General features: G+C 74.1%; 1 protein-coding gene. It reads right to left on the bottom strand.

What is annotated here, in order from left to right:
* Window positions 1-332 precede the first annotated feature (332 nt).
* A partial coding sequence (locus ACSNOK_RS33270; protein ID WP_436784512.1) for a TetR family transcriptional regulator occupies window positions 333-919 on the bottom strand: 587 nt, incomplete at its 5' end.

The raw sequence follows: 919 nt of genomic DNA, 5'->3' as shown, positions 1-919 counted from the left end.
TGCGGGGGGCGCGAGGTGGCCGGGCGGGATGGAGCTCTGGTGACGTGCGGGGCAGGGGAGCAGATTCCCGGCGGGGTCGCGGCGGTACCCCATCGAGGCGGTACCGGACAAGGGTCGCGGCGATGTCGAGCGTGGGTGGCTGCGGTGCCGGGCGTCGGGCGCAGAGGCGCCGGGGGGAGGGCGCCGTAGGGCCCGAGGATGCGGAACCTCGCGGAACCCGTTGAGGGTGGGGCTTGAGGCTTCCCCACCCACCACCCCCGACACCTTCCGCAGGCGTCCTGTCGGCACGTCCCGGCAGCGCGTCCCGTTGCGGCTCCCTCCGGCGCCGTCCCTCAGCGCCGTCCGACCAGGCCGCACACCGTCTCGATGTCGATCTTCACCTGGGCGATGGACGCCCGCCCCGACAGCCAGGTGATCAGCGCCGAGTGCCAGGTGTGCTCGATCACCCGGACCACCGAAAGCCGCTCCGGGCCGGGCGGCTCCGGGAGTCCCATCGCGTCCACGATGATCGCCGTGGTCAGCCGGGACACCGCGTCCACCTCGGCGCTGACCGAGCGGTCGGCGAAGGTCAAGGCGCGGACCATCGCGTCGGCGAGGTGCGGCTCGCGCTGCATCGCGCGGAAGGCGCGCATCAGCGTCCCGGCGACGCGCGCGGCCGGGTCGGTCTCGGTGGGCGGGCGCTTGCGCAGCGTCTCGTGGAGCTGCTCCAACTGGTCCTGCATGGTGGCGACCAGGAGGTGGATCTTGGAGGGGAAGTAGCGGTAGAGCGTGCCCAGGGCGACGTTCGACGACTCGGCCACCTCGCGCATCTGCACCGCGTCGAAGCCGCCGCGGCTCGCCAGCCGGGTGGTGGCGGCGAGGATGCTGCGCCGCCGGGCCTCCTGACGTTCGGTCAGCGGGGCCGCCGGGGCGGAGGCGG

It is taken from the genome of Streptomyces sp. URMC 126 (assembly GCF_051386555.1).
Taxonomy (GTDB): Bacteria; Actinomycetota; Actinomycetes; order Streptomycetales; family Streptomycetaceae; genus Streptomyces.
The sequence above is the reverse complement of the archived record's forward strand: the minus strand, read 5'-3'. Positions and strand labels throughout refer to the sequence as shown.